The organism is Thermococcus sp. PK, assembly GCF_000430485.1.
Taxonomy (GTDB): Archaea; Methanobacteriota_B; Thermococci; order Thermococcales; family Thermococcaceae; genus Thermococcus_A; species Thermococcus_A bergensis.
Map to the genome: position 1 here is coordinate 212,578 of NZ_KE387149.1, position 20,939 is coordinate 233,516.

At 44.4% G+C, this 20,939-nt stretch carries 20 protein-coding genes; 11 read left to right on the forward strand and 9 right to left on the reverse strand.

Annotation, left to right across the window (positions count from 1 at the left end; all coding sequences use genetic code 11):
- Positions 1–213 precede the first annotated feature (213 nt).
- Complete coding sequence (locus THEPK_RS03030; RefSeq protein WP_042698199.1) at positions 214–711, forward strand: DUF2118 domain-containing protein; 498 nt, start codon at positions 214–216, stop codon at positions 709–711.
- A 483-nt stretch (positions 712–1,194) separates the two neighbouring features.
- Here the strand turns inward: THEPK_RS03030 and THEPK_RS03040 are convergent, their stop codons facing one another.
- Complete coding sequence (locus THEPK_RS03040; RefSeq protein ID WP_042698205.1) at positions 1,195–1,482, reverse strand: hypothetical protein; 288 nt, start codon at positions 1,480–1,482, stop codon at positions 1,195–1,197.
- A gap of 129 nt (positions 1,483–1,611) precedes the next feature.
- Here THEPK_RS03040 and THEPK_RS03045 point away from each other — a divergent pair, with 129 nt between their 5' ends.
- Positions 1,612–2,094, forward strand: a complete 483-nt coding sequence (locus tag THEPK_RS03045; protein WP_042698208.1) for an FKBP-type peptidyl-prolyl cis-trans isomerase — start codon at positions 1,612–1,614, stop codon at positions 2,092–2,094.
- Here THEPK_RS03045 and THEPK_RS03050 read toward each other — a convergent pair.
- From THEPK_RS03050 to THEPK_RS03070, 5 genes are read right to left on the reverse strand one after another with little or no spacing between them, the layout of a single operon-like run.
- Complete coding sequence (locus THEPK_RS03050) at positions 2,080–3,000, reverse strand: type II secretion system F family protein (protein ID WP_042698211.1); 921 nt, start codon at positions 2,998–3,000, stop codon at positions 2,080–2,082. The genes THEPK_RS03045 and THEPK_RS03050 overlap by 15 nt on opposite strands.
- A 6-nt stretch (positions 3,001–3,006) precedes the next feature.
- A complete protein-coding gene (locus THEPK_RS03055; RefSeq protein WP_042698214.1) occupies positions 3,007–4,068 on the reverse strand; it encodes a type II secretion system F family protein in 1,062 nt (353 codons plus the stop codon).
- Positions 4,069–4,079: 11 nt separating this feature from the next.
- A complete protein-coding gene (locus THEPK_RS03060; protein ID WP_042698217.1) occupies positions 4,080–7,418 on the reverse strand; it encodes an ATPase, T2SS/T4P/T4SS family in 3,339 nt (1,112 codons plus the stop codon).
- Positions 7,360–8,256: a hypothetical protein gene (locus tag THEPK_RS03065; RefSeq protein ID WP_042698219.1), complete on the reverse strand. Its 897-nt coding sequence runs from the start codon at positions 8,254–8,256 to the stop codon at positions 7,360–7,362. Before THEPK_RS03065 ends, THEPK_RS03060 begins: the two co-directional genes overlap by 59 nt.
- Positions 8,257–8,261: 5 nt before the next feature.
- Entirely contained in the window at positions 8,262–9,662 is a 1,401-nt protein-coding gene (locus THEPK_RS03070) for a DUF515 domain-containing protein (RefSeq protein WP_042698221.1), read from the reverse strand.
- 93 nt (positions 9,663–9,755) lie between these two features.
- On the opposite strand from THEPK_RS03070, the gene THEPK_RS03075 reads away from it, so the two are divergent.
- The 9 genes from THEPK_RS03075 (at position 9,756) to THEPK_RS03115 (ending at position 17,355) form a co-directional block, all read left to right on the forward strand.
- Entirely contained in the window at positions 9,756–10,088 is a 333-nt protein-coding gene (locus THEPK_RS03075) for a TIGR04076 family protein (protein WP_042698224.1), read from the forward strand.
- Complete coding sequence (locus THEPK_RS03080) at positions 10,045–11,118, forward strand: YlqF/YawG family GTPase (RefSeq protein ID WP_042698227.1); 1,074 nt, start codon at positions 10,045–10,047, stop codon at positions 11,116–11,118. Before THEPK_RS03075 ends, THEPK_RS03080 begins: the two co-directional genes overlap by 44 nt.
- 6 nt (positions 11,119–11,124) lie before the next feature.
- Positions 11,125–12,213, forward strand: a complete 1,089-nt coding sequence (gene trm14, locus THEPK_RS03085; protein ID WP_042698230.1) for a tRNA (guanine(6)-N2)-methyltransferase — start codon at positions 11,125–11,127, stop codon at positions 12,211–12,213.
- Positions 12,214–12,347: 134 nt separating this feature from the next.
- On the forward strand, positions 12,348–13,460 hold the full coding sequence (gene pstS / locus THEPK_RS03090; RefSeq protein ID WP_042698233.1) for a phosphate ABC transporter substrate-binding protein PstS: 1,113 nt from the start codon (positions 12,348–12,350) through the stop codon (positions 13,458–13,460).
- A 30-nt stretch (positions 13,461–13,490) separates the two neighbouring features.
- A complete protein-coding gene (locus THEPK_RS03095) occupies positions 13,491–14,267 on the forward strand; it encodes a sugar phosphate isomerase/epimerase family protein (protein WP_042698236.1) in 777 nt (258 codons plus the stop codon).
- A complete protein-coding gene (gene pstC / locus THEPK_RS03100; protein ID WP_042698238.1) occupies positions 14,264–15,181 on the forward strand; it encodes a phosphate ABC transporter permease subunit PstC in 918 nt (305 codons plus the stop codon). Before THEPK_RS03095 ends, pstC begins: the two co-directional genes overlap by 4 nt.
- Complete coding sequence (gene pstA, locus THEPK_RS03105; RefSeq protein ID WP_042698241.1) at positions 15,168–16,001, forward strand: phosphate ABC transporter permease PstA; 834 nt, start codon at positions 15,168–15,170, stop codon at positions 15,999–16,001. The genes pstC and pstA overlap by 14 nt, the downstream gene beginning before the upstream one ends.
- The gene (locus THEPK_RS03110) at positions 15,995–16,756 is read left to right on the forward strand and encodes a phosphate ABC transporter ATP-binding protein (protein ID WP_198011303.1); all 762 of its coding nucleotides are present in this window, start codon (positions 15,995–15,997) and stop codon (positions 16,754–16,756) included. Before pstA ends, THEPK_RS03110 begins: the two co-directional genes overlap by 7 nt.
- Positions 16,753–17,355, forward strand: a complete 603-nt coding sequence (locus THEPK_RS03115) for a phosphate signaling complex PhoU family protein (RefSeq protein ID WP_042698246.1) — start codon at positions 16,753–16,755, stop codon at positions 17,353–17,355. The genes THEPK_RS03110 and THEPK_RS03115 overlap by 4 nt, the downstream gene beginning before the upstream one ends.
- Positions 17,356–17,370: 15 nt before the next feature.
- Here the strand turns inward: THEPK_RS03115 and THEPK_RS03120 are convergent, their stop codons facing one another.
- The 3 genes from THEPK_RS03120 to THEPK_RS03130 all read right to left on the reverse strand — a co-directional run bounded on the left by THEPK_RS03120 (position 17,371) and on the right by THEPK_RS03130 (position 20,791).
- Positions 17,371–18,048: a fumarylacetoacetate hydrolase family protein gene (locus THEPK_RS03120; protein ID WP_042698249.1), complete on the reverse strand. Its 678-nt coding sequence runs from the start codon at positions 18,046–18,048 to the stop codon at positions 17,371–17,373.
- A gap of 78 nt (positions 18,049–18,126) precedes the next feature.
- On the reverse strand, positions 18,127–19,278 hold the full coding sequence (locus THEPK_RS03125; protein ID WP_042698253.1) for a tryptophan--tRNA ligase: 1,152 nt from the start codon (positions 19,276–19,278) through the stop codon (positions 18,127–18,129).
- A 127-nt stretch (positions 19,279–19,405) separates the two neighbouring features.
- The gene (locus THEPK_RS03130; protein WP_042698255.1) at positions 19,406–20,791 is read right to left on the reverse strand and encodes an acetate--CoA ligase family protein; all 1,386 of its coding nucleotides are present in this window, start codon (positions 20,789–20,791) and stop codon (positions 19,406–19,408) included.
- Positions 20,792–20,939: the final 148 nt, after the last annotated feature.

Below are 20,939 nucleotides of genomic sequence, written 5' to 3' on the forward strand. Positions count from 1 at the left end.
ACAGGCATAGGAATCCTCATGAGGGGTTCTGGGGTGCGTTTACAACGTGGTTTGGCAGTAGGATCCCCTGTTTTCTGAAAAGACTACTGTAACCCGAATCCTGCTTGGGGTAATGTGTTATGGTCTGAAAATCCTCCTCAGAGTCAAATACTGTTTAAATAACAGGGGGTGAAACTAAACACGCCCATAACGGGAGAAAACCTGGGTGAAAATATGGAAAAAATCCCACTGCTTTTCGTTGAGAGCACTGCTGAGGAATGTGTGGAGGATGATAAGGCGAAGATAGATTGTATAATTATTCAGAAAAACATAGAAGTGAGGTTAAAGAAAGAGGAAAAACTTCCTGCTTTTATAGATGTAAAAAAAGCAAAATTCATGAAAAAAGAAGTCTATGACAGATTTCGTTTCTATGTAGACAAATATGAGCATAGAATGATTTGTGATGTGATAATAGTATTGCCAGATAGAAGAACAGAAATAAGACTTTACAAAGGGGATGAACTAATGCTCCTACCCGTAGAAGGATACGTTTCAAGTATAATCGCAGAGGTCGGGAATAGAGTTAGAAAAAGTGATGCATTTGCTGCAATAACAACTAAAAAAGGGGAGGTACACTACCTCAAACCACCCAAGAACGGAACAGTGATTTACATCGATGAATTCACCAACAGACCACACTATGTATACTATCTCCTTCCAGAGGAGCTTTAATATCCTTTAGTGCAAAACTGAAGTCTGAGGGATTAATAATAGGGAGCCTATTTCCAAAGGGCGTTATGGGAGGACGAAAATATTTTCACCTTGAGGAAGAGGCTTTTACTATTCGTACGAGAAGTTTTGGCCGAGCGCTTTAACATTAGGTCCTAATTCTGTGTCCCAACCAGCAGAAAAACTGATAAGAATTACAGGAAAAGTAGGAAGTGGGCTGTCGTATTAAGAGGTGGGAACCAAGCTTGCATGAACATGACCATTCTGCTTACCCTTTATATGTTGTCCTATTTGAGGTCCTTGAGCTGAACAAGCGAAATGGGTCGGGATTTCTCAACCCCCAAGAACCGCAAAAACTTTCAGATAAGGCCTTTCTTCCTCATAGAATACATGAGGATCGAGAACTTGCTCTTGGAAAGGCCGAGCTTGCAGACTAACTCACTGTGATTGGGTTTTCAAGTGTGAAGAGGCTCTAGCGAGAGTCAATCACATGCCTTCAATTATCGCCCTTACATTCTCCTTAATTCTCATTTTTAAAGTGTCTAGTTTATCCATTCCCTGAATCGTCCTCGTGTTGTTAGCACTTGTAATTATCAAAGACCATCTATGCAGTTCATGTTTTTTCAGTTCATCCTGGAACATGACAAGGAATTTAGAACCTTTTGCCTCTACTTCAATTATTTCAATAGACCTATCGCCCAGTTTTGTTGAGTAAATCTCTCTTGTTTTTAACCCACTAAATTCTCTTTCAAGCATTTCCGCAAATTCTCCCATATAAGGTCACCTAATAGTAATTAGAGCGAATTCCTATATATACCTTATCACAAAATTGTATAACGCTGACCAAAAATGTTATAAAGGCCGCGGAGGAGTTACACTCGAAGAAATTTGGTTGGTGAAAAAATGAAAGTTGAAAAAGGAGATTTCGTGGTTTTTAACTACATTGGAAAATTTGAGAATGGAGAAATCTTTGATACTACTTATGAGGATATCGCTAAAGAAGCCGGCATTTATGTGGAAGACAGGACATATGGGCCTCTTGGAGCTAACGTTGGTGTTGGTGAACTCATCCCTGGAATAGATGAAGCTCTGTTAGGAATGGAAGTCGGAGAAAAGAAGATCATAACAATCCCTCCAGAAAAAGGATACGGAATGCCAAGAGACGACTTGATAGTTGACGTTCCAAAAAGTGAGTTTGAAAAGGCCGGCATAGAACCCACCGAGGGAGCATACATAATGACCGACAGCGGAATAGCAAGGATAACAGCAATTACAGAAGAAAGCGTTACTTTAGACTTCAACCACCCATTGGCAGGGAAAACAGTAATATTTGAAGTGGAAATAGTGGATATAGAAAAGGCAAAGCCAGAATCACATGAAGCCTGATATCTGAACCCTGGTAGCCACAAGGAATATTATCTCTCCAAGTATAGCCAGCATTGCGCTGTATTTGAAGCCTGCGGAGAACTTCCCTTCTCTTATTATTCCAATCCCCAAGCCTGAAACTATGGCCTGTATTGCCACGAACGCAAGGGAAATATTTCCTATCGCTTCTAAGGGCAGAGTAAACCCCATTTCGGGAGAACTCATGCTATTCATAATTTGGGAAACAATTCCTAGGATAGCTGGCCCTATGAACCCACTTGCAATTATAAAGAACATTGCCTGCATTCCAGTCGAAGCTTTCCTCTCCTTTTTTATTCTCAGTATTTCACGGACGTCGTTGGCAACTGCCACAAGCACATCCGCCATTGGGGCTCCTCTTTCATAAGCCTCCAAGATAATCATCGTAGAGCGGTAAATTATCGAAGATTTCCTATTTCTTATTGCAAAAGCTTTTAGAGCTTCTATTGTTGATCTGCCCTTCTTTATCTCCTGCACGGTTCTCTTGAATTCTTCCGTCAATGCCCCAAACCTCGCAGTTGAAGCTTCCTCTAAAGCCTCTGAGAAAGAAACACCTGCTCTCAAAGAGCTTGCAATGTAGAAGAACGCATCGGGAAGATTTTTTTCCATGTCTTCTATCTTCTTGGATAGGAGGTAGTATGGATAAACATACGCAATTCCCAAAAACACCGCAAGAGATAGTGGAATTGCGTAGATCTTGACTGGAGACAGAATGAAAACTATTACCCCTACAACGGATGCCAGTAGTAAAGATACCAGCAAAAATTCAAGCGCCAAAAATGATATTCCCGCTGAATACAAAAAGAGCTCATATCTTCTAACCCACCTCTGGGGAAGTACTTTTTCAAGGGCCTTCGCAAGAGGTCGGAGGAATTTAATTTCGGCCAAATTTAATCACCTCGGCTCACTACGTTTTATCATAAATACGACTAGTGTTGAAATAGCCGGAAATCCAAACAGCAGAATGACTGCCAATCCCTCAACAGGCATCGCTAGCCCCCTATTCATTAAAGAAGCAGCCAGTATAGCCACAACGAATAACGTGGGCATTATTATGGTTATGAACATATAGACAAAGGCGACACCGTTTACTTTTTGGATGTATTCCACGAGCTTCATCCGGTATTCAAAGGAAAAGTCCTCAGCAAGTTTGTAGAGAATATCCGCCAAGTTTCCACCGAATTTTGTGGCCCTAAGGATCTGCTTTACAACTCTACTAACGTTTTCGGACGCCATCCTCTCCTCAAACCTCATTAGTGCATCTTCAAAGGAGGTTCCTCCGTGCATGTCTCTTATCATGAGGTCAAATTCCTCGGATATGGGTCCATAATCCGCATTGGCAACCGATACCATTGCCTCAGCTATACCAACTCCAGCACTCAAAAGCGATGCCATGTGTCTCAAAACATATGGAAGGGCTTTTTCTACCTCTACAACCCTTCTTCGCCAGACTATTCTTGGGTAGTTCCTCATATACAGGAAACCACCAATAAAGCCAAGTATCCCAAGCATCAGGGAGATGTCAGCTGGCATGAGGAGGAGAACGCCCATTAAAAAAGCAAAAATTGCAGTGAAAATGGAAACACCCAGCATCAATGCAACGAACTGCTCTTTACTCATTTTAATGTTAGCCCTCAGGAGATCATAGTCAAGTCCCTTTATAGACCTGGTAAATGACTCAACCGGGCCCCTAAAGTGCCTAAGCATGAATTCCGAGAATCTATGAGTGAAAGATTTCCCCAGCTCTTTTTTTCTCCATTCAACAATCTCTTCAAGTTCTTTTTCGTATTTTTCTTCTCTTTCCTGAGAGACTTCCTCTTGAAGTTTTTTCAGAAGCTGAAGTCTCTCCTGAAGAGTCAATGTTCTAGGAATTCTCGAAATAGGGCGTTCGCTAACCTCTATAGTTTTTTCACCCAGCCTTTCAAAGAATCCAAGGATTTTTTCTTTTATTCCCAAGTCTTCTCACCCTAGATGACTGTTCTAACTTTTTCAGTTAGCTCAATTGAGGCATCCCTCTCTATTCTTCTCAGCAACTCTTCATGATCAATGTAGAATTCTCTAATGTAGTGTCCAACCTCTTCTATGCTCCTTATTCCCTTCTCTACCATCCACTGGAGGACAACTTCCCTCTTCAGCCTCTCTTCTAGGAGTTCCTCCATTGTTAAACCAGTATGCTCTGCAAGCTGGTTCAGGAACCTACTTGGCACTCCAGTTGGATAGAGCTCGTCTTTTGCCGGATTGTACTTATAGATGGTGTTCAGCTGAACGCTTTCTCCTTCTATTCCGGAAACTTCCGCTATCTCTGTAATCCTTCTTATTGTTCCTTTCTTTCTGTTGTTGAACCTCACCTGCATTATGATGACATCCAAAGCAGGAATCATAATTCTTGGAACACTCATTGGCGGGCTCTCAAGCCTTACTATTGTTTCTCTAGCTGAGTTAGAGTGAATCGTGCCCATACAGTTTGACACCAGTATTCCATTGGCAACATAATTGTGGTCGTCCTCTACCGTGAGATCATAGAGGTATTCAATACCTAGCTCTCTCGGGTCGACTTCTTCAACACTTACAACTTCATCCCAATAGACATCTCCTTCGGCTATCAGTTGGAGTCTCTTCCCCATTACCCAAGCTTCTTCATCGCCGATGTCTTTGGCCACCTGCTGAAGAGCAAGGGCAATGCCTCTGAGTGCAGACCGCCTTATTTCCCTAGCCCTTCCTTTTTCTATATGTCTGATAAGGCTCTCAGAAACTTTTTCTCCTGCATAATGGGAGGCCAGCTTTGAAAGCTCTGCAACTGTCAGTCCTAACCTCCGGCGGATGGGGGTTATCATTTCACTTGATATCGGAACTCTGTATGTTTTTCTTCCACGGTATGCCTTCTTGGTGTTTAAGATTTCCATAAGTTTGGCCCTTTTCCTTGAATGGCGTAGAGGGATAAATTTTGCGAATTTAGTAAGGTCTTCAACTCCACTTATGATTACCCTAAATATTTCGCCCTCTTTGAAGCCCCTGTTCTTTACACGGGAGACTGTGCTTATTATCCCCAGCCTTTGGAGAGCATACCAGATTTTTCTTGCCACATTTTCGCTCTTAGTAGCCAAAATTATGGAGGGTCCGTTTTTATCCACATATCCATCGGCATCAAAGAGCCCAGCTATAAAGTACCTCATGAGCTCATCGTTTGAGAGAACAACATCCGGAACATCCCATGTCTCAGATTTTCTACCCTTAGGTATTCCAAATATCCTCGAAAGCATTTCAGCGAAAATCTTCGAACCAACAGTTACAACTGTGCTTTTTCCATCATTCTTCATGCGGGGTACGTAGTTAGGTATAAACTTCGAAACCGCAGTTACAAACGCCTCCATGTAATCTTCATCGTCAAATGTAGCAGAGATGTAGTATCCCCTCGAGGATATATATCCATCGCCAAGAATAACTCCAGCGATATATGAGAGCTTTTCATCAACCTCCCTGATCAACTTCACATGGTGTGAATTTACCGATGACAGATATTGGACCTTCTCAGGAGGAAGACCTTCGTTAGGAACTTTAACCATTCCCTTCCCATTGGGGACGAGATAGTAATCACTTATTTTTACATAAATGCTGGGGTCCACAATTGCCCTGCGCTGAGGCGGCTTAGGAGGGTTCATCATTACAGCAACCCTATCTCCAACTTTAAGTTTCTCCGCCTCTTTCCTAACGACATCCCCCTTGGAGAATACAAAGAATGGATGAGTCTTGGTAAGTATTACCTCATTGCCCGTTCTTGTCTTTATGCGCATCAGCCTTTCTCCCTCTCTGACTTTCCTTCTCCAAACTCTTGAAACAATATGCTTACCCGCTTTTAGGTCTGGGCCGACGCTAACGACCTCAAAGCGATCTTTTTCATCGAGTACTATGTACTCAAGGTCTTTATATGTCTCAATTCTATCAGAATACTTCTTGAAGAGTTCCTCAACCAAATCTCCTATAAGCACGAATTTCCCATTAGAGAGCTGGATAACCGAGAAGTCGTAAAGCGCTCCATTATGACCCGTGTTCATTGCCGTGAACATTGTTCTTGCCTCTGGTCCTCTGACCTCACCTACGATAATCCTGTCCGGACGCATTCTCAAAGTGTTCTTGACGAGATCATCCATGGTTATTTCTCCCCTTCCTTCTATGTTCGGAGGCCTTGTTTCAAGCCTTACCCAGTGTTCAATTGGTAGTTGAAGTTCTGCTGTATCTTCAATACTTATGACACGCTCACTGGGGGGAATGAACATTGCCAGTGAGTTAAGAGTAGTAGTCTTACCCGAACCGGTACCTCCGGCAACGAGGACATTTGCGGGCTTCACTCCAAGACCATCAATAAAAATCCAAAGCAGAGACGCAACTTCCAAGTTAAATGTGCCGTACTTCAGGAGATCAATTATCGTAAGGGGGTCTTTTTTGAATTTTCTTATGGTCAACGTAGGCCCATCTAAACTAACCGGCCTAATGGTCGCATTTACTCTACTTCCGTCGGGCAAACGAGCATCTAAGAGCGGGGTTTGCTGATCAATTCTTCTTCCAACCTGCCTTGCTATACGTTCAATAATGTTTAATATCTCCCTCTCGTCATCAAAAAAGATGTTAGTTTTACACATGTAGAACTTTCTGTGCCACACGTATACTGGTCTTCTCGTTCCTATTACCATGACTTCTTCCAGGTTATCATCTCTAACCAGGGGATCGAGTTTTCCGTAACCTATCATGTTCTGGACGACCAAATTTACAAGAACTTCCATTCTTGCCTCGGAGATAGCCGGAGCAAGTTCACGCATTATGCTTTTTACAGCCCTTCCAAATATTCTTCTTCTCTCCTCCGGATCGGGAATGCTCTCGGGGTCTATTTGTATCTCTGCAATTGCCCTATCCCTAACGATCTTCACGAGTTTTTCTTCCTCTTCACTCAATTTTGGAAGGCGTATTTCATAGATTGGAATGGGCTCCCCCTTAACTCTAAGGATCCTCACATTTCCATATACATCAAGAACCTTCACTTCCTCTCCATAATATGTGGGAAGGGGAACTCTTGGTGAGCCTCTTGTGGACTTCAAAATCTCCTCTAAGCTACTCCCTCCCCTGCTCTCAGCAGATAAGGATCTCGAAGGAGTTTTAATTTCTGGCACAATGGGGGATAGTTCTTCCTTGGCCTTAGGTTTCTCTTCTTCTCTTCGTCCTTCTTTTATTATATCTTCTAAAGGAGCCGCTTCTTCACTTAAGATCTCTTCTATCCATGATAAGCCTGAACGTTTTTTCTTTTTCTCCTCCAAATTCACTCACCCTCATGAGGTTTTCCCATTTGACGTTATAGGTGATTTCAAGCTTATTACCTAAAAACACTATCCAAACCGGATAATCAAATTTTAGCTCAGGTTTTTTAGATGTCTTAACTAACTCTGGTTCTCCTTTACTCCCTGAAAGTAAACCAGTTCCAGAGGAAACAACTATCCTAGAAGAAAGCTTTGAGAGAGCATCTGAGCTTTCTTCAGATGTTCTGTCCAAATACCTAGGCATGTACTCCCTAACGTATTGAGCGTATTGAGAAAGGACCGTATCAACATATTCACTGTATTTCATTGTGTACTCTGGGGTGAAGTCGCTCATTTCAGCCCCTTCAAAGAGTACTGGTAGTCCTATGGCAATATATTTTGTATTTTCCGGTGAGGGATTTTCTATTGTTACTTTGACCGTTCCGCTGTATTTAAGCACTTTCACATAGCCGTCTGAAATAAAGAATGTGTCAACTGCATAGTACTTCTGAGGATAAAGAATAAGCTCGGGGTAAATAGGGTCATAAAACAGGTTTGGCCCTTCCACTCCACTTACCGCAGCTGCAGATAAAGGTTCACTAATCCTCACATTCACCTGAAGCGTTTCATACGGGGCAATCCAGAACCCCATGTTGTTTACAATCCCAATCTCTCCACCTTTTCTAACCAGAGTGTATTCGTAATCAGGATTTATTAAAACGAATTTGTAAAATGGGCCAGCATTAACCAAGGTAACGTTTAAATCAACCGTGGCGGATGCACTAACACTCTCTTGCGCATTAACTAACCCCGAAACTAGCAAAACAAGGAAAAAAAGCGAAAGTATCCTCCTTACCATCCCAATCACCCAGTAATCTTTGTTACATAGAGGGCGTTTCTATACTTAAGGAGGTCTTCAACGAATTCTGCCGGGACTTCAACTATTACCAAAACTTTAGCAGTGGGGTCTGTAGCCAGCAATCCAGTGCTTTGTTCAAGGTCAAACAAGTTCAGCTTGTATCTCGAGAGCTGTTCCCTAACTTCATCAGCTGCGGCAATCTTGTTGGCCGCAATGGCCTTTAATATCTCGTTTAGCTTCACATTGTAAGTGTAAGATGCACTTATCGTCTGTGAGCTTGATTGGCTTACGGAATGGCTTTCCTCTGTACTCTGCTCGTAAGAGATTGATTGGTCTCCTGGAGCATAGTTCTCAGAGTAGCTATCCGAATATGATGTATCCGAAGTTGTTTGTATATTCTTAGTTTCCTGCTGTGACTCGGATATTGCAATTACACCGGAATCAGTCAGGAAGAGAACCATATTTACATATCCTTCATCTGCTATCTTCCTAATAACTGTGGAGTTTATTTGGGCAAAGATCTTTATCTTGTCTCCTGAGGAAAGGAAGGCACCATTAACGTTCTCCCTTGGTAAGACCAAAGCAACTTGCACCATTTCAGCTTTCTCTATTGTGTACTGGAGAAGTTCGGTAAAATCTGTAACTTTGCTGAGTATGTACTTTGCCTCTGTTTTTGTGTATACACTTTTTTCTGTTCCTTTCTTGAGGATAACCTTTTGTGTAGGTGTGTTATCTATGAGGTAGTAGTAATATTTTCTCCATAGCTCGAGCAAGTACGGGTTGGGGTCAATTAAAGATACTTCATCTTTTGTTTTTGCGGAATTAACTCTCTCCTTTAATTGGTTATAAGCTTGAACAGCCTCACTCTTTATATCCTCTGGGAGCGGCTGAGAAAGAAGAAGTTCAAAAGATTGCTCTATTTGCGTCAGTTTTGTAGCTTTTGCCTGCTGGAACTCCCTCTGAAGACGTTCTTGTTCCAGTTGAGCTTTTCTTTGCTCTGCTATTGCCTTGACATCTATCTTTTCAAGCTCGTCTATACTTTTTGCCTGGTTAATTTGATTTATCAGCTGGGCTTTCATAGGATCATTCTCAAGCTCCCCGGTAAAATACTGGTTGACTTCATTAATCTTTGCAAGTTTAGCCTCTTGAAGCTGTTTTGCGGCACGATTTTGATATGTGGTATATAATCCAATAACAACAGCAATGATGATGACAGCAATGATAGATGCACCTATAATGATTCTCTTACGTCTTTCTTTTTCCCTGAGCCTTCCTAATCTCGAAGGCTTTCTGGGAGGAGAAGGCCCTGCAATAGGAGTGGGGGCCTTTTTCTCTTCTTTTTCCTCAACAGAAACTCTACCCAATTCTCTCAAGCGCCGTATTTTTTCTTCAATATCTTCCGCCACGGTCAGCACCACCGGATAATATTTAATTCTCAATATAAAATTCCTAGTAAGTATTTTAGGCTTTATTCCTTATTTACCTTTTGGTGGTAACAAGTGGAAAAGCTAATAATAAAAGCTGTAGAGATTAAAGGGAAGTGCCCTGTATTTAAGGTAGGCGATAAGATAGTCATAGAAGGGCCAAAAGTCAACTTAAAAGAGACAGATGCCATCTGCACTCATGCATTTGCGTCTTTCCTCCCATATATAGTGGCACTGCGAAAAGGAATTAAGGCTTCAGAAGTAGGACTCGGTAAAGGGGAAAAAGCTTATGTGCAGTGCCTCGATCCTGGACCACCATATACAAATGGAGGGACAGTAATATTCGAGATAACGGTGATAAGAGATGAAGCAGAAAAAGGCGTGGAGAATTGTGAAAGAAGCGATTAAAGAGGGAGACATTATAGTAGAGGTAGTCGATGCAAGAGACCCAATTGGGACGAGAAACCTAAAAGTAGAACACCTCGTCCAAGAGGAAGGGAAGAAGCTTCTCATAGTGATGAACAAAGCCGATTTAGTCCCCAAAGAGTGGGCCGAAGAGTACAAAAGAAAACACAGGGACATTCCAATAGTGTTCATCAGTGCAAGGGAGAGAGCTGGGACAGGAATTCTAAGGAAGGAGATAAAGAAGCTTGCAAAAGAACTCCTCGAAGAAGGCAAAGAAAAAGTGAAAGTTGTCCTAGTAGGCTATCCCAACGTTGGGAAGAGCACAATAATAAACGTTCTAAAAGGTAAGCACGCTGTGGGGACAGCACCGATACCGGGGTATACAAAAGGAAAGCAGCTTATTAGACTTTCAAAGAAGATATGGTTAGTTGATTCTCCGGGGGTCGTCCCAATTGATGACTTTGACGAACTCGTTATTAGGGGCGGCTTTCCGGCAGACAAGATTGAAGATCCTGTCAAACCAGCACTAAAGCTTATAAAAAGGGTTTTGGAGACCAGAAAAGAAGCAATTACCGAAAAATACGGCATAGACGAGTTTGAGAATGAGGAGCAGATTCTTGAAGCCATTGGCAGGAAGAAAGGGCTCCTGGAGAAAGGGGGCAAAGTTAATCTGGAAGAGACTGCCCGCTATTTGCTGAGAGAATGGCAGACTGGAAGGTTTACCCTCTTTGGAAAAGAAGAAGAGAAAAAAGAGTCTTTCATCCGGGATTTTGAAGAAATTCTCGACGAAATCGAGAAAGAGCACCTCTTAGACCCAAGGAGGATACTCTGGAGATATGGAGAGAAGTTAACCCCCGATAACAAGAAGCGGGTTGGATTTAGAGAGATTGAAGGGCTCACAGTGGGGATAGCAACAGGATTTAAAAAGTGCGACTCTGCAATAAAATTCCTCGAGGAAATAACAAAGAAAAAGGTCATCGCAAGCGAGTGCTTTGGGGGGAAGTGGAAGGGCGTAGTAGCAATTCTGGAGTGATGGGGAATGAAGTTCATATTAACAACCTCGCAGGGGATTGAAGACCTAGCGAAGAGAGAAGTTGAAGCCCTTACTGAAAAAGCCGGCTTAAATGGGAAAGTGGAAGAGAAGCCCTTTGGAGTTGAAGGGAGAATAGCAGCGGAGATTGAAGAGGCATATTATTTTGATGAAAAGAGGAAAAAGAGAGAGTTTGAGATAGCCTCATTTTTGAACGAAAATTCCAAGCTTTTGCACAGGGTTATCCTCCATATTTCCTCAACGAGGCTTAACAGCTCGGAAAAAGAAAAAGCCCTTCAGGAGATTTACGATTTTGTACTCAACACCCCTATCGAAAATTACGTGAAGGTAAGTGAGAGCTTCGCAGTCAGGAGCTTCAGAAAGGGAGAGCACGAGTTTACAAGTGTAGATATTGCGAAAACCGTGGGGAGCGCTATATACGAGAAGCTTTCAAAGATCGGGACACCAAAAGTAAACCTAGACCACCCCTCAGTAATTTTCAGAGCAGAGGTCATTAATGATGTCTTCTTCCTAGGGATAGACACAACCGGCGACAGCTCGCTCCACAAGAGGCCTTGGCGCGTTTACGACCACCCAGCCCATTTAAAGGCAAGTATAGCCAACGCAATGATAGAACTCGCAGAGCTTGATGGCGGAAGTGTTGTAGATCCGATGTGCGGGAGCGGGACAATCTTAATTGAGCTTGCCCTGCGGGACTACGAGGGAAGGATTATCGGCATTGAAAAATACAAAAAACACTTAACCGGTGCAAAAATGAACGCTCTAGCGGCTGGAGTGCTTGATAAGATTGAGTTTATTCATGGAGATGCCACGAAGCTCTCTCAATACATCGAAAGTGTTGATTTTGCCATAAGCAACCTCCCCTACGGGCTGAAGATAGGAAGAAAGAGCATGATACCAGAGCTTTATATGAAGTTTTTTAGCGAGCTCTCAAAAGTCCTTGAAAAGAGGGGAGTTTTCATAACAACCGAAAAAAAGGCGATAGAGAAGGCCATAACCGAGAACGGCTTCAAAATCAAACACCACCGGCTTATAGGACACGGAGGCTTAAAAGTTCACGCGTATGTTATCTCATAATTTTCGGTGTCCTTAGATCCAATCAACCCTTTAGGGAACCATGGTGTATATATCTATATAGATTATTGATTATTCTATATTCTATTTCGGAAATCTTTATATTTCAAGAGAACAAGCAAACTTCGGTGAAAGCCATGAAGAAAATACTGCCTACACTCTTGGTTTTTGTGGTTTTGGCGGGTGTGTTTGCTGCAGGATGTATCGACTCAAACTCAACACCAAGCCAAACTTCCCAGGTTATAACGATTCGCACAACAGGGGCAACCTTCCCTCAGTACCAGGTGCAAAAGTGGATCAACGTTTACATGAAGGGGAATCCCAACGTTAAGATAGAATATGAGGGTGGTGGAAGTGGCCACGGACAGGACGCTTTTCTCAATGGACTGACTGATATAGGAAGAACCGACCCACCCGTGAAAGAGGAAACATGGAAGAAGTTCCTCGAGACCGGTGATCAGCCGCTGCAGTTCCCATGGGCAGTTGGAGCCCTTGTTATTGCCTACAATGTCCCCGGCGTTAGCGAGCTCAAACTTGACGGGGAGACTCTGGCAAAGATATTTATGGGAGACATCGAGTATTGGGACGATCCAGCAATTAAATCCTTAAATCCGAATGTTAAGCTCCCACACGAGAAGATAATCGTCGTCCACAGGAGCGACTCAAGTGGAACAACCGCGGTATTCACCACTTACCTCTCCCTCGTAAGTCCTGAGTGGAAGGAGAAGGTCGGGGCTGGAAAGCTCGTTGACTGGCCTGTTGACAAGCTCGGAAGGGGCATAGGTGGAAAGGGCAACCCCGGTGTTGTTCAAGTTCTAAAGAACACAAAATATAGCATAGCCTACACCGAACTCTCTTTCGCGATAGAGGAGAACCTTAACGTTGCTGCCATTAAAAACAAAGCCGGAAACTTTGTAAAACCGACAGATGAGACCATTAAGGCAGCTGTTGCCGGAGTTAAATCCTTCATTCCTGACCCAACGGAGGGTTATAAAGAGGATACAGCCCAACTCATGAACGCTCCCGGCGAGAACTCCTACCCAATAGTTGCATTCACCCACGCTCTCGTGTGGCAGAACAAGGGAGGAAAGCACTACAGCGAGGAGAAGGCCAAAGCAATCAAAGAGTTTCTCAGGTGGGTTCTGACAGAGGGGCAGAAGAAAGAGAACATCGCGCCGGGCTACGTTGGACTTCCTCCTGAAGTAGCTCAAATAGGACTGAAGGCCGTTGATATGATAGAGACCGGCTGAGCTCCTATTCTTTTATTTTTGGTGATAGTCATGGAGGTTGGTCTGAACTCCCACATCGTCAGGGAGGTGAGTGGAAAGGGCTTCTCTATAGACGAACTTGGGATAGGTCTTGTGGAGCTTAACTTTGACGACATTCCCGTCCTTAATAAAAATGGAATAAACAGAGAAATTCTAAAGAACCTCCTAGGTCTCGGCGTCGATTTCACAGTTCACGCCCCAACTTCAGACGCAAAGGGCGTAAGGGTCGATCTTGGAAGATACAGCAGGAGTAACATTATAACAATGAAAAACGTGCTAAAAGTGGCCAACGAACTCAACGCGAAGATTCTTGTCCTCCATGGAGGAGAAATCAGGAAGAGCTACCACGATGCCTACATCAACACAATGAAACAGATCAAGGAGGTATCCCTCGTAGCCAGGGATTACGACATAAGGTTGGCCATCGAGAATTTAACGGGATCACAGGTTGGGGTACTTCCCCACGAGATAACCTCTTTCAGGGAGTACGGGGTCTTGGCGTGCGTTGACCTAGGGCATGCCCTTCTAACAGCATTTAAATTGGGCTATCCACTCGAGAAGTTCCTCCTTCCAGGGGAGAACGTTCTTGAAGTACATATCCACGACAACCACGGAGGATCGGATGAGCATCTGCCACCGGGTGAGGGTTCGATGGGATGGGGTTACGTGGAAAAGTTAGTCAAAAACACAAAGCCGAAGTATGCTGTATTGGAGATTAGAAGGTTTTCAAGCTTCGATTCCGTGAAAAATTCGATCAAACGTCTGCAAAGGATCGGTGATGAGAGATGAAGTGGGATGGATTCAAGACGGTTGCAATGGTCGCTGTGGCACTTGTCTTCATTCTGTTTGCAGGAATGCTTGTAACGTATTTTATAAACGCCCTCCCAGCCATAAAAAGGTTTGGGATTGGGCTTTACATAAACAACATATGGAACGCCGCTGAAGAGGCATCAAAGGAGAACTACGGGCTGGTATCAGCCATCTGGGGAAGCGTTTACACATCGCTCATAGCGGTACTGATAGCATTACCCCTTGCCATAAGTTATTCGATCTTCGTCGTTGAGTACGCCCCAAAGAGAATAAAGAACGCTCTGATAATCACCTCAGATATCATGGCTGGTTTACCCACCATAATCTACGGTATATGGGGGGCTTTCGTTCTCGTTCCATTCCTGAGAGATCACGTGATGGCCCCACTTTACGATCACCTCTCCTTCATCCCCTTCTTTTCCTACCCTCCCGTTACCGGATACAGCTACTTGGCCGGGGGAGTTCTCCTGGGTATAATGGTGACCCCCTTTGCTTCCGCAATAATAAGAGAAGCCTACTCCATGGTACCAACGGCCTACATAGAAGCCATATATTCCCTCGGGGCGACGAGGTATGAGGCGACAAAGATTTTGCTTGGCTATATAAAGCCCGCGATAATCTCTGGTCTAATTTTAGCGTTCGGAAGAGCCATAGGTGAGACAGTGGCCGTTTCCCTCGTTATAGGGAACACGTTCAACATAACCTGGGGACTCTTTGCCCCCGGCTATACAATCTCATCGCTCATAGCGAATCAGTTCGGCAACGCCTTCATCTACAAATACATGACCTCAACCCTTTACGCCGCCGGATTGGCCCTCTTTCTGATCGGCCTGCTCATCAACTTAGCCGGGCTAAAACTCATGAGGGGGTGGGAGAAGAATGTCAGAATTTAAATTGAGGAAGGGGAAAGAGAAACTATTTCTTGCACTCATAAGTAGTTTGACGTTCCTCACAGTGTTACCCCTCCTACACATCATTTTTACCGTATTTGAGAAAGGGTTCCAAACGCTGTCCAAGGGAGGAATGAACTTTCTACTCGGAACGCTCTCGGAGGGTGGAATCGGGCCAGCTATCGTTGGCACATTTTTCCTCACGTTTTTGGCCACTCTCCTGGGTGTTCCTATAGCGTTTTTCGTCGGCCTCTACGCCTACGAGTTCCCAAACAGCACGCTTGGGAGATGGGTGAAAGTTCTACTCCAAATAATGCTCGAGTTCCCGACGATCCTCGTTGGAGTATTTGTAATGCAGATTTTAGTCGTCCCTATGGGAACCTACTCTGCTTTAGCTGGTGCGCTGGGATTGGCGACCATCCTAACTCCCTACGTGACCATCTACACCCACGAGGCCATGCGCGAGATACCTTCAACTTACAGAGAAGCTGCCTACTCGCTTGGACTGACGAGGTTTAAAGTTTTGATAAGGGTTCTCGGGCCCATGGCGAAGCGTGGTATACTAACCGGAGTGCTCTTGGGAGTTGCGAAGGTGGCTGGAGAAACGGCACCACTCCTCTTCACAGTTGGAGGACGTTATGAGAGTTATTCAATCTCACTAACAAAACCAGCCGGAGCGATACCCCTTTTAATATACCAGCTCGTTCAGAGCCCAAGCAAGGCTGATCACGAGATGGCATGGGGGGCATCGCTGGTTTTGATGCTGATATTCTTGGCCATGTTCATTCCCCTTAGGTTAAGTCTAAAGGAGGTGAAATTATGAACGCCGTCGAAACCAAAAATCTTCACGTCTATTACGGCAACAACCACGTTATAAAGGACGTTAGCCTTGAGATACCAGAAAAACGTGTCTTCGCCCTGATGGGGCCGAGCGGCTGTGGAAAGTCAACGTTTCTACGAACGTTAAACAGGATAATCGAACTTAGAGAAGAGGCCAAGGTAGAGGGTGAGGTAAGGATATATGGCAAAAACATCTATTCAAAGGACGTTGACCCTATAGAGATCAGAAAAAACGTGGGGATGGTGTTTCAGGAGCCAAATCCCTTTCCGCATCTAACCATTTATGACAACGTTGCCCTCGGGGTTAAGCTGAATAAACTCGTCTCTTCAAAAGAGGAGCTGGATAAGAGGGTGGAATGGGCACTAAAGAAAGCCTCCTTATGGGACGAGGTCAAGGACAGGCTGGGGGATTACCCATCCAACCTCTCGGGCGGCCAGAGACAAAGGCTCGTCATAGCGAGAGCTCTCGCGATGAAGCCCAGAATAATACTCATGGATGAGCCAACGGCCAACATAGATCCGGTTGGAACGGCCAGGGTGGAAGAGCTCCTCTTCGAGCTCAAAAAGGACTACACGATAATCTTGGTAACCCACTCGCCTCATCAAGCCGCGAGGGTCAGCGACTATGTTGGCTTCCTGTATCTGGGCGAATTGATCGAAACAGGTCCAACTAAGAAGGTGTTCGAGAATCCTGAACATGAACTGACTGAAAAATATGTTACGGGGGTTTTAGGATGAGGAAGCTACTCGATATCGGCCTGAAACAGGTAGATAAAATCCTGAAGGAAATGAGCGAGACAACAATTGAAGGCCTCAATGCAGTCGAAGACCTCTGGAAGGGAAAGATCAACAGCCTAGAGGAAAAATCAAGCAAATTGCGGCTCTTAAGGGAAGAGCTTCTCGATATAGGCACCGAGCTCCTCATAAGGTACCAACCGATGGCCTCTGATCTAAGGTACATTCAAGCCTCCATAGACGTCAGCTACGATCTCTACCGGATATCACGCTATTCAATGGAGATAGAGAGGACGCTTAAGATAACTGGACTCGACTGCGAATTCGAAAGAGCAAGAGAAACCCTCAAAATCGTTAAGAGTATGGTAGGGATGGCTATAGACGCTTTTATGTACAAAAATGAGATCCTCGTCGGTGAGGTTATCAAAATGGACAATGATGTCGATAAAATTTACATGGAATCTCTGGAGAGGCTCAACCAGGAGACGACAAAGTGCACCGCCGTTGAAGCCCTGATAATCAGACACCTCGAAAGGATGAGCGACCATGCAAGGAACATAGGAAGTGAAGCGGCTTACGTAAAAAGCGGAAAGAGAATTTAACAAATCTGAAATAGCTCAGCAGAGAATCGAGCGCTCGGCAAGGACTTCTTCCTTTAAAACGCCGATCCCCTCTATCCACGCCTCCACAACATCGCCGTGCCTTAGAGGGCCAACGCCTTCGGGAGTTCCAGTGGCTATAATGTCTCCGGGCTCAAGGGTCATTATGCTTGAGACATACTCTATTATCTCGTCTATCTTGAATATCATCTTGCTCGTCCTTGAGAGCTGCCTTACTTCACCGTTAACCTTGAGACCGATTTCAAGGTCGTCAACGTTTATTTCCCTCTTATCAACAACTCTCGGCCCTATGGGTGCAAAGGTGTCAAAACCCTTCGCCACAGTCCAGGGAAGGCCCTTTTTCTTTGCTTCCGCTTGAAGGTCTCTAGCGGTTATATCCATTAAGATGGTATAACCCAGAACGTAGTCCATGGCCTTCTCCCGTGGGATGTTCTTGCCCCTCTTTCCTATAATCACGGCAAGCTCAACCTCATGGTCAACACGGTTGCTCCTTCTCGGCAGGATTATCGTTTGATCAGGCCCTATCAGGGCAGAAGGAGGCTTCAAGAAGATTACCGGTTCTTTGGGAATTTCATGCCCAAGTTCTCTTGCGTGCTCGGCGTAGTTCCTTCCAAGGCATATTATCTTGCTTGGCTTAACTTCATAAAACGTGTCTCTAAATGGCAGGCGAATCATGTGATCACCAACTAAAATTGCAACTCAGAGCTTATAAACCATTACAGAAGCTTACAAAATTTTGAAAAATAAGAAAAACTATTTTCTTAGAGGCTCAGGGATAGCCTTCTCCCACTGCTCCCTAGCCAGCTCTCCGGTGTACTTAAACTTCTCAACAAGCTTTTTGGCTTCTTCCCTCTTCTTCTGGTGCTCTCTTAAAAAGTTCTGGATCTTCTCTATCAGATACCTCTTGCACTCACCGCACAGTACTTCTCCATTCTTGCATGCATGATACCTCTCAAGTAAGGCCTTGTCATCGGGCTCAAAGAATATCTCAAGCCATTTGAACACAACGCACTTATCTGGCTCTCCTCCAAGTTCTCTCTGCTCTTTTGCCGTAGCCCTTCCTCCGGTTAGGGCATACTTCCATATTTTCTTCCCTGCTTCCTCCGGGTCGTCTGTGAGGTAAATGGCAGTTTCTGGCTTTGAGGCACTCATTTTGCCTCCCAAATCCATCAAACCGGGGACGAACTTTGAGTGCAGAGCGGCTGCTTTGTAATATCCCAGGCTTTCGGCAAAGTCTCTCTGTATTCTCCAATATGGGTCTTGGTCAATGGCTGCCGGGATAAGGGAGCGCCTTTTCTCAAAGAAAGTAGGCGCAGCTTGAATTGCTGGATAGAATATCATTCCGATTTTGCTCTGGTCGTTAAACCCAAAAACTGCCCTTGCCATTGAGTAGGTAACTTTTTTTGCGATCGGAATTGCCATCTCATATATCTTGGTGAACTCGCTATCCTGAAAGATGAACGTCTTGTCCGGGTCAAAGCCTACAGCAATGATGTCGAGAATGTTTTCATACGCCCACTTCTTAGTCTCCTCAAAGGTTAGATTGGGCTTGAAGAGGAACTTCTCATCGTCTGTTATTTGAATGTACAGGTTAACTCCGAAATTCTCCTGAAGCCATTTTGTTGCAAAGAAGGGGATTATGTGTCCGATGTGCATCGGCCCACTTGGGCCTCTCCCCGTGTAGAGGAAAAAGCCTCTACCCTCTTCGTAGTCTTTAAGAACCAAGTCATAGTCTCTATGGGAGAAGAAAAACCTCCTCCTAAAGTATATCGGAAGCTCACTTTTGGTAAGCTCTTTGGTCTTCTCAAGCAGCTCTTCGGTGAGCGGCGTCGTTCCGAATTCCTTGATAAGCTTGTCGTAATCTACTACACCCTTTACTTCCCATGGAGTTACCTCAAATTCCATCCAGAACACCTCCAGAAATCAAACTAACCAAAAGAGGAATCCAGATTTCATCACCAAAGCCAAAAGCAATCACCGTGCATGGTCTAAAAGTGGAAAATAAAAATATAAAGTTTTCCCCAAGGCAACCCTAAATCGTCTCTCTAAGATACCGCCCGTACTTGACCAAAGCGTAAACCGCATCAACCCCATCCTCGACTGTTTCAAAAACCGGTACTCCTGTCTTTTCTATTCTTCTCGCCATCCTCTCCGGGAATTCACCACCGGGAGCTATGAAAACTATTGGCTTTCCGTACTTCTGCATTTCGCCCACTTTTTCCACGATGCCTTCATCTAAAGCCGGGCTCTGGAAGAGAGCTATAACAACCAAAACATCAACGTTCTCATCCTCTAAAGCATAGCGCATAGCAATCTCATATCTGCTAGAGGGAGCGTCTCCAATTATGTCGATGGGATTCCTGTAACTCATGTGGTACGGGAGCTTTCCTTCTTCTATCGCCCTGGCGAATTTCTCTTTGGTCTCCTCACTGAGCTCGGCCATTTTTAATCCTACCTCAAGAATTCCATCGCTCATCATTACTCCAGCTCCGCCACCGTTGGTAACTATTGCCACCCTGTCTCCTTCTGCTGGCTTCTGCATTGCTAAAGCTTTAGCATAGTTAAAGAGCTGTCTCATGCTTCTCGCTTCTAAAACCCCTGTCTGCTCAAAAGCGGCTTTATAAATGGCATAGCTCCCAGCCAGACTTCCCGTGTGGCTCGCTGCAGCTTTTGCCCCAGCTTCGGTTCTTCCACTCTTGAGGATAACCACGGGCTTCTTTTTGGTAGTCTCTTTAGCAACTCTAAAGAACTTCCGTCCATCTTTAACTCCCTCAAGGTATGCCGTGATAACCTTAGTGGCCTCATCGTCCTTCAAATACTCCATGAAGTCGCTCTCATCAAGGTCTGCCATGTTTCCGAGGCTTATGAATTTGCTCATACCGACTTCATGTCTTGCAGCCCAGTCGAGGATAGCAGCCCCAAAGGCACCGCTCTGGCTCATAAAGGCTATTCCACCAAATCCCGGTCTTGCTTGCCTTTCCGGTGGATTGAATGTGCAGTCGAAGCCGTTTTCAATATTTGTGATGCCCAAACAGTTGGGTCCCACGACTCTTATGTTCCATTTTCTCGCAACTTCAACGAGCTTCTCCTCAAGCTCTACGTTTCCAGCCTCTTTAAAGCCTGCAGAGATTACAACAGCCCCCTTTACTCCTTTCTGACCACATTCCTCAAGCACCTGAGGGACAAACTTCCCGGGAATCGCTATAACTGCAACATCAACTTCTTCCGGTATCTCTAAAACGCTTTTATACGCTTTAAGCCCCATGACTTCGGTTTCCCTAGCATTTACCGGATAAACCTTGCCCTTAAAACCAAAGTTTATGAGATTTTTCATTATAGCGTTTCCAATTTTTCCCTCTTTGTTTGATGCCCCAATAACAGCAACGCTTTTCGGATAGAACAAGAAGTCCAGATTCATGCCCTTTCCCCCCACAACAGTGACCATATCTGGTGTTTGATGTGGGAATTTTACATTTATAAAATTTTCCAGATTTGGGGGCGTGTTTATAGTAACCTTTATTAGGGTTTTTGCTGAATTCTTTCAGGTGGTTGTCGTGATCCCCAGA